At 58.8% G+C, this 7,939-nt stretch carries 8 protein-coding genes; 7 read left to right on the plus strand and 1 reads right to left on the minus strand.

Annotation, left to right across the window (positions count from 1 at the left end; all coding sequences use genetic code 11):
- The first annotated feature begins 8 nt into the window (after positions 1–8).
- The 7 genes from ACIQ36_RS05860 to ACIQ36_RS05890 all read left to right on the plus strand — a co-directional run bounded on the left by ACIQ36_RS05860 (position 9) and on the right by ACIQ36_RS05890 (position 6,193).
- Complete coding sequence (locus tag ACIQ36_RS05860; protein WP_395826807.1) at positions 9–209, plus strand: YdcH family protein; 201 nt, start codon at positions 9–11, stop codon at positions 207–209.
- Positions 210–251: 42 nt separating this feature from the next.
- The gene (locus tag ACIQ36_RS05865; protein ID WP_395826809.1) at positions 252–455 is read left to right on the plus strand and encodes a DUF2842 domain-containing protein; all 204 of its coding nucleotides are present in this window, start codon (positions 252–254) and stop codon (positions 453–455) included.
- Between the two features lie 215 nt (positions 456–670).
- Positions 671–2,263, plus strand: coding sequence for a peptide ABC transporter substrate-binding protein (locus ACIQ36_RS05870; protein ID WP_395826811.1), 1,593 nt, complete (start codon positions 671–673; stop codon positions 2,261–2,263).
- 148 nt (positions 2,264–2,411) lie between these two features.
- Positions 2,412–3,329 carry an ABC transporter permease subunit gene (locus tag ACIQ36_RS05875; RefSeq protein WP_395826813.1) on the plus strand — a complete coding sequence of 306 codons (918 nt, stop codon included), beginning with the start codon at positions 2,412–2,414 and terminating at the stop codon, positions 3,327–3,329.
- Complete coding sequence (locus ACIQ36_RS05880) at positions 3,326–4,213, plus strand: ABC transporter permease (protein ID WP_395826815.1); 888 nt, start codon at positions 3,326–3,328, stop codon at positions 4,211–4,213. The genes ACIQ36_RS05875 and ACIQ36_RS05880 overlap by 4 nt, the downstream gene beginning before the upstream one ends.
- Before the next feature lies 1 nt (position 4,214).
- Positions 4,215–5,192: an ABC transporter ATP-binding protein gene (locus ACIQ36_RS05885; RefSeq protein WP_395826816.1), complete on the plus strand. Its 978-nt coding sequence runs from the start codon at positions 4,215–4,217 to the stop codon at positions 5,190–5,192.
- The gene (locus tag ACIQ36_RS05890) at positions 5,189–6,193 is read left to right on the plus strand and encodes an ABC transporter ATP-binding protein (protein WP_395826818.1); all 1,005 of its coding nucleotides are present in this window, start codon (positions 5,189–5,191) and stop codon (positions 6,191–6,193) included. The genes ACIQ36_RS05885 and ACIQ36_RS05890 overlap by 4 nt, the downstream gene beginning before the upstream one ends.
- Positions 6,194–6,266: 73 nt before the next feature.
- Here the strand turns inward: ACIQ36_RS05890 and ACIQ36_RS05895 are convergent, their stop codons facing one another.
- Positions 6,267–7,880: a DEAD/DEAH box helicase gene (locus ACIQ36_RS05895; protein ID WP_395826819.1), complete on the minus strand. Its 1,614-nt coding sequence runs from the start codon at positions 7,878–7,880 to the stop codon at positions 6,267–6,269.
- Positions 7,881–7,939: the final 59 nt, after the last annotated feature.

Genomic DNA, 7,939 nt, shown 5'->3' on the forward strand with positions numbered 1-7,939 from the left:
ATTTTAGGATGATGAGCTGCTACGCGCAGGTTGAAGCGCTGCGCATGGTCCATAATCAGCTTGATATCGAAGTGCAGGAAGAAGCCCAACGCCCCTGCCCCGATGGGGTTAAGCTGCGTCGGCTGAAAAGCCAAAAGCTTGAGATCAAGGACCGGATTTCACGCCTGATGGCCCAGCGCGGGCTAGCGACGCGGGCTATTTTCCGCTAGAACCCCCTTAGTTTTTGACCCAAACCGTTGCGGACGCCCTCCATGCCCCCGTCTTTACGCCGTCTCCTCGGGGCCTTGGGTGTCCTTATATTTCTGCTCCTATACATTATTGCCGTCCTTAATCTGCGGATGCTGCTGCCCGATAGCCTGTGGCTTGACCTCATCTATTACATAATTTTTGGGATACTATGGGTCTGGCCCGCCTTGTTCATTACAAAGTGGGGACACCGCACCAGTCGGATGTAAATATTTCTGCATTATTTCCAAAACCTAAAGAATAACTTAAAACCCGCCTATATTTTCATCCGCGAGCTTATTGCACACGAAACCAAAAGCTGCTTAATGTCGTGCAGCGTGTGGCCCGATCCATAAGGATCGCCCCGCCAAATTGCCCTGTCTATGGCGATCAAGACCAAAAAAAGCCAGGGCATTCGTTCACACCTCTGGGGGATGTTTTTAATATGGTTAAGTTTCGGTCCTTTGCCTTGGCCCTTGGGCTATCGACGGCCCTGATTACCGGCTTCGCGCAAGCCCAAATGACGCTGCGGATTGCCAATATGGGCGAGCCGGATACGCTTGATCCGCAGAATATGTCGGGCGTTTGGGAAAACCGCATCGCGGGCGATCTCTATCTCGGGCTCACCACCGAAGCCGCCGATGCCTCGGTTATCCCCGGCACGGCCGAAAGCTGGACGATCAGCCCGGACGGCACGGTTTATACCTTCAAGATCCGCAGCGATGCGAATTGGTCGGATGGCGTGCCGGTGACGGCGGACGATTTCGTCTATGCCTATCGCCGGATCATGGACCCGAAGCGCGCGGCAAAATACGCTTCGATTATGTACCCGATCAAGAATGCCGAAGAAGTAAACTCGGGTAAAGAAACCGACTTCACCAAAATCGGCGCGAAGGCTATCGACGCCAAAACGCTCGAAATCACCTTGAAGGAGCCGACGCCGTTCTTCTTGGAACTGCTGACCCACTACACGTCCTTCGCGATTCCGAAGCATGTGGTTGAAAAGGCTGGGAACGATTGGGTGAAGCCGGGCACGCACGTGTCGAACGGCGCATATGCCCTGGCCTCCTACACGCCGAACGATAAAATCGAACTCGTGAAAAACGCGAAGTTCTATGACGCGGCGAAGGTGAAGATTGAGAAAGTTGTGTTCTTCTCGAATGAAGACCGCACTGAAATGGAAAAGCGCTTCCGTGCGGGCGAAGTCGATTATGTGACCGATATCAATACGGCCCGTATTAATACGCTCACCCGCGAAATTCCGAATGAATTGAAGATTGCCCCCTACCTCGGGCTTTATTACTACGCCCTCAATACGGCGACCGGCCCGACGGCTGATCCGAAAGTGCGTAAAGCCCTCTCGATGGTCGTCGATCGCGACATCATCACCCAGAACGTCGCCAAAGCGGGTGAAGTACCGGCCTATGCCGTGGTGCCCCCCGGCGTTTCCAACTATGGCTATTCGCTCAAGACCGATTGGGCCGACAAAAAAATGCCGGAGCGCGTCGAAGCGGCGAAAAAGCTGATCGCGGAGGCCGGTTATGGCCCAAATAAGCCGTTGAAGCTGGAACTCAGCTATAATACCTCCGAAAGCCATAAGAGCATTGCTATCGCCATTCAAAGCATGTGGAAGCAAAGCCTGGGTGTCGAAGCTGAACTCGTTAACCGCGATGTGAAGGTTCACTACAACACGCTGCGCGATGGGGCGTTCCAAGTTGGCCGTGCTGGCTGGATTGCTGATTATAACGACGCGCAAAACTTCCTGTTCTTGCTGGAAACCCGCACGGGCTCCAACAACTACGGTAAGTACTCGAACCCGGAATTCGATAAGCTGATGATCGAAGCTGGCACCATCACCGATCTCAAGAAGCGCGCCGAAGTGATGGCGAAGGCTGAAAAGATCGGCATCGATAATGATGCGCTACTACCGATTTACTTCTACGTGTCGAAGAACCTCGTGTCGCAAAAGCTGAAGGGCTTCGTGTCGAATACGAAGGATATTCACCGGACCCGCTGGATGGAAATCGCCGCCAACTAAGGCGCAAAGCCTCTTCTGATAGGGGCTTCTTCCGATAGGGTTGAGCGGTCGGGATTTTATATTCCGGCCGCTCTACTCCTTTTGGTCGGATTTCACTCCGGTCGCCCTTGCGTCCCTGGGAGCTTGCGCCCCCTGGCGGAGGATTTCTATGAACCGTTTCGTGCTCAACCGCGTTTTAAGCGCGGTGCCAACGCTTTTTATCGCGATTGCCATCTCGTTCTTCATGATGCGGGTTGCTCCTGGCGGTCCTTTCGACAGCGACCGCCAGCTTGCCCCCGCCATCGAAGCGAACCTGCGCGCCGCCTATCATCTCGACGAGCCGCTGTATCAGCAATTCGGTCGGTATCTCTGGGGGTTGGCGCAGGGCGATTTCGGCCCGTCGTTCAAATACCAAGACTTTACGGTTGGACAATTGATCGTGAAGGGCTTGCCGATTTCGCTGAGTTTGGCGCTGGGGTCGGTGTTGATTGCCACTCTCTCCGGCATTGTCATCGGCATGATTGCCGCCTTTCGGCAAAATAGCCGCGTCGACCATATCGTTATGGTCGGGGCAATGGCGGGGATTGCCGTGCCAAATTTTGTGATGGCCCCGCTGCTCACGCTGCTGCTCGGCGTTCACCTCGGCTGGTTGCCGGTGGGCGGTTGGGGAAGGCCGGAGCAGGCGATTTTGCCGCTCTTTGCCCTAGCCCTGCCGAAAATAGCCTATGTCGCGCGCCTCACCCGCGCCTCCACCATCGAAGTGCTGCGCTCGAACTACATCCGCACCGCGCGCTCGAAAGGCCTACCGAACCGGCTGATCCTAGCCCGGCATGCCCTGAAGGCCTCGCTGATGCCCGTGGTCTCCTATCTCGGCCCGGCAACGGCGTCGGCCATCGTCAGTTCGGTCGTGATCGAATCGATCTTCGGGATTCCCGGCATTGGTCGCTACTTCGTGCTGGGGGCTTTGAACCGCGATTACACGCTGGTGATGGGCATGGTCGTGCTCTACGCGGCGTTGATCCTCCTGTTTAATCTGGCTGTCGATTTGCTCTACGGCCTTCTTGATCCCAAGGTGCGGTTCGAATGACCAGCGCTACCACGCCCGCTCTCGAAGCGGAAATCGCCGGGCGCAGCCTGTGGCAAGACGCATGGCGTCGGCTACGGCGCAACCATGCTGCCCTTGTGGGGCTGATCCTGCTCGGGATCATCGCCTTCCTCGCCATTGTCGGCCCCAATGTCTCGCCGCATAATTACGATACGGTCTATTGGGACGAAATGGGCACCGCGCCCAATTTTTCCAACTGGCACCTGTTTGGCACCGACGTGAATGGCCGCGACATGTTCGTGCGCACCCTTTACGGCGCGCGGATTTCGCTGCTGGTCGGGATCGTCGCCACCCTCGTCAGTCTGCTCATCGGCGTTACCTACGGCGCGGTTGCGGGCTATGTTGGCGGGCGCGTCGATAACATCATGATGCGGATTGTGGATATTCTCTATTCGCTGCCGTTCATGTTTTTCGTCATTCTGCTGTTCGTGTTTTTTGGGCGGAACATCGTGCTGATCTTCCTCGCCATCGGCGCGGTGGAGTGGCTCGATATGGCGCGCATCGTGCGCGGCCAAACCCTTAGCCTGAAGCGCCGCGAGTTCGTGGAAGCGGCCCGCGCCGTCGGCGTGAGCGATGCCACGATTATCCGCCGCCACATCATCCCCAACGCCCTCGGCCCGGTGATCGTCTATGCGACGCTGACGGTGCCGCGCGTTATTCTTATCGAAAGCTTCTTGTCGTTCCTCGGCCTTGGGGTGCAGGAGCCGATGACCAGTTGGGGCGTGCTGATTTCGGAAGGCACGAAGGTAATGGAAGACCAATCTTGGATTCTGGTCTTCCCCGCCGCCTTCCTCGCGACCACGCTGTTCGCGCTCAATTTCTTGGGCGACGGGTTGCGCGATGCCCTCGATCCAAAGGATCGCTGAGATGAAACATCCTGTTCTTGAGGTTACAGACCTCACCACACGTTTCTCAACACCCGACGGCGAAGTGTCCGCCGTCAATTCGGTTGGCTTTTCCATCCGTTCGGGCGAGCGCGTTGGCATTGTTGGGGAAAGCGGTTCGGGTAAATCGCAAACCTTCATGTCGATCATGGGGTTGCTGGCGCTGAACGGCAAAGCCTCCGGCTCGGTAAAGCTCAATGGGCGCGAGATCCTTAATCTGCCGCCCGATGCGCTGAACAAAATTCGCGGCAAGGAAATGGCGATGATCTTCCAAGATCCCATGACCTGCCTAAACCCTTACCTGCGCGTCTCGCGCCAGCTCACCGAAGTGCTGGTTCAACATCAGCGTATGTCCGAAGAGCAAGCACGGGTGCAGGCGAAGGACATGCTCGCCCGCGTTGGCATTGCCGATGTGGACCGGCGCTTCGATATGTACCCGCACGAGTTTTCAGGCGGGATGCGCCAGCGGGTGATGATTGCGATGGCCCTGCTCTGCTCGCCCGATCTGCTGATCGCCGACGAGCCGACCACCGCGCTCGATGTAACCGTACAGGCGCAGATTCTCGATCTCTTCGTCGATCTGCAAAAGGACAATCTTAAAACCGCCCTGTGCATGATTACCCATGATCTTGGCGTTATCGCCGGGCTCTGCGACCGGGTGATTGTCATGTACGGCGGCCGGATTGTTGAACAGGGGCCAGTGAACGAGATTTTCTACGCCCCCAAGCACCCCTACACCAAGGGGCTGCTGGCGGCGATGCCGAGCTTCGATACCGAAGCCCGCGCGCTCCTGCCCACCATCAAGGGCCAGCCGCCGAATTTGCAGAACCTGCCGAAAGGCTGCGCCTTCGCCCCGCGCTGCCCGCAAGCCTTCGACCGTTGCCAAACCGAACGCCCGGCCTATAAGAACCTGGGCGAACAGCGCGGCTGTACCTGCTTCTTGCTGGAGGATGCGGCATGAGCACCGCCCCGCTTCTTGCCGTCCGCGACCTGCGGGTCGAATTCGCCCTGCCCGGCGGCGGCTTTTTCTCCGAACCCCGCGCGCTGAAAGCCGTCGATGGCATTAGCTTCGATCTGATGCCGGGGGAAACCTTGGGCGTCGTCGGCGAATCCGGCTGCGGTAAATCCACCTTGGGGCGCGCAGTCTTGCGCCTGATTGAGCCCAGCGGCGGTAAAGCCCTGTGGCTGGGTAAAGACATGCAGGCCTTGGGATCGAAAGCCATGCGCGACGTGCGCAAGGATATGACGATCATCTTCCAAGACCCGCTGGCCGCGCTCGACCCGCGCATGACCGTGGAACAGATTATCGCTGAACCCCTCGTGACCTTTCATAAGTCCCTGGGCAAAGACGAAATCCGCCGCCGGGTGCGCGAGATTATGGCGCGCGTCGGTCTTAGCCCGCACCATGTGAACCGCTATCCGCACGAGTTTTCGGGCGGCCAGTGCCAGCGCATCGGCATCGCCCGCGCCATGATCCTGCGCCCCAAGCTGGTGGTGTGCGACGAGCCTGTGTCGGCGCTCGACGTGTCGATCCAATCGCAGATCATCAATTTGCTGATCGATCTGCAAAAGGAACTCGGCCTGTCGCTGATTTTCATTTCCCACAATCTTTCCGTGGTGAAGCATATCAGCCACCGGATTGCCGTGCTCTATTTGGGCCGATTGGTGGAGATGGGACCGGCGGAGGAAGTGTTCACTGCCCCGCGCCACCCCTATACCCGCGCCCTCATCTCCGCCGTGCCGATGCCCGACCCGGAGAAGGAGCGCGCGCGGAAAAGGATTGTGCTGACCGGCGACCTCCCCTCGCCGCTCAATCCGCCCAGCGGTTGCACTTTTCGAACCCGCTGCCCGGAGGCGCAAGACGCCTGTGCGACCGCGCGGCCCGAGGTGGAGCCGGTGACGGCCGATCATCAGGTGGCGTGCCGGCGTTGGCGGGAGCTTGCGGCGTTCAATCCGCTCTAAAACTTTAGTCTTGCCCTCATAAAAAACCCCGCCGTCTCAGTCGAGAGGGCGGGGTTTTCTTTTGCTCAAATCCTTACGCTGCGGGCGGAACCCTTAGCATGAAGGCGGGCACATGGTCGCCGAAGCCTTGCACCGACGGGCCAAGATCGTCACGGCGGTAATGTTCGCGGTCATTATAGTCGCGGCGCGGACGGTCGCGGAAATCGCGCTCGGGCCGCTCATTGACGGGACGTTCAGTCACCGGGCGTTCACCAAACTCCCGCTCGGGACGCTCGCTCGCCTCCCGCTCCGGGCGCTCGCGCCGGGGACGATCAAAGCGTTCGCGCGGTTGGCGCTCGGGGCGCGGGGCGCGGTCCGGACGCTCGGCGTCGCGCTCGCGGCGTTGTGCGGGCGCGGCTTGAACCACTGTCTTCGTCACGGCAGGCTGCTCACCCTCGCCGGAGCGGGGGGCGCTCGCCGCGCGGGGCTCGCGGCTCGGGCGACGATCATCGCTTTTCCGTTCGGGCCGACGGCGCTTGTTCTTGCGTTCGGCAGCGGCTTCCTCGTCGCTCAGCAACTCCAGCGTTTCCATCCCTTCCGGGGTGAGGCGCGGGATTGGGCGACCGATGATGGCTTCAATGGCCTGAACGAAACGCGTATCGTCGGGCTTTGCGAAAGTGAACGCCTTGCCAAGATTACCCGCGCGGCCCGTACGACCAATGCGGTGAACATAATCTTCGGCATGAATCGGCACATCGAAATTGAACACATGGCTCAGCATCGCCACATCAATGCCGCGCGCGGCGACGTCGGAGGCGACCAGAACGGTCACATCGCCCGCTTTGAAGCGTTCGAGCATTTCGGTCCGGGCGCTCTGGTTCATGTCGCCATGCAGAACACCGGCGTTAAACCCATGCTTCGTTAGGGATTTCCCAACGATATCCACATCGCGCTTGCGATTACAGAAGATGATCGCATTGCGGATTTCTTCAGAACGCAGCAGTTGGCGCAAGGCCGCCCGCTTATCCAAATCATCCACCACCACCAGCGCCTGTTCGACCGTTTCGGCGGTCGTCGATTGGCGGGCGACGGTAATTTCGCGCGGGTTCTGCAAGAAGGCATCGGCCAGGCGTTTGATTTCAGGCGGCATAGTGGCCGAGAAAAACAGCGTTTGGCGCAGCGGCGGCAGCAGTGAGACGATTTTCTCCACATCGGGGATGAACCCCATGTCGAGCATCCGGTCGGCCTCGTCGATCACCAGGATTTTCACGTCATTCAGCAGAATGCGCCCGCGCTCGAAATGATCGAGCAAGCGGCCCGGCGTGGCGATGAGCACATCGACACCGCGATCCAACAGCTTTTCCTGATCGCCGAAGGAGACGCCGCCAATCAGCAGCGCCATCGTCAGCTTGCAGTATTTTCCGTATTTATCGAAGTTTTCCGAAACCTGCGCTGCGAGTTCGCGCGTCGGCTCCAAAATCAACGAGCGCGGCATCCGCGCGCGGGCACGCCCGTTGGCGAGAATATCGATCATCGGCAGCGTGAATCCGGCGGTCTTTCCGGTTCCGGTCTGCGCACAGCCCAACAAATCCCGCCCCATTAGGACCTGCGGGATCGCCTGCTCTTGAATCGGGGTAGGGTCAATATACCCGGCGTCGGTAACGGCTTTAACAACTTCCGGGCTAAGACCTAAGTCAGCAAACGACATGCGGCGATAATCTGCCTTCGTAAAGAAACCGAAAAAACGGCGGGGATTTGTCTGTCGCG

Source organism: Elstera sp. (genome assembly GCF_044372965.1).
In the GTDB taxonomy this organism is placed as follows: Bacteria; Pseudomonadota; Alphaproteobacteria; order Elsterales; family Elsteraceae; genus Elstera.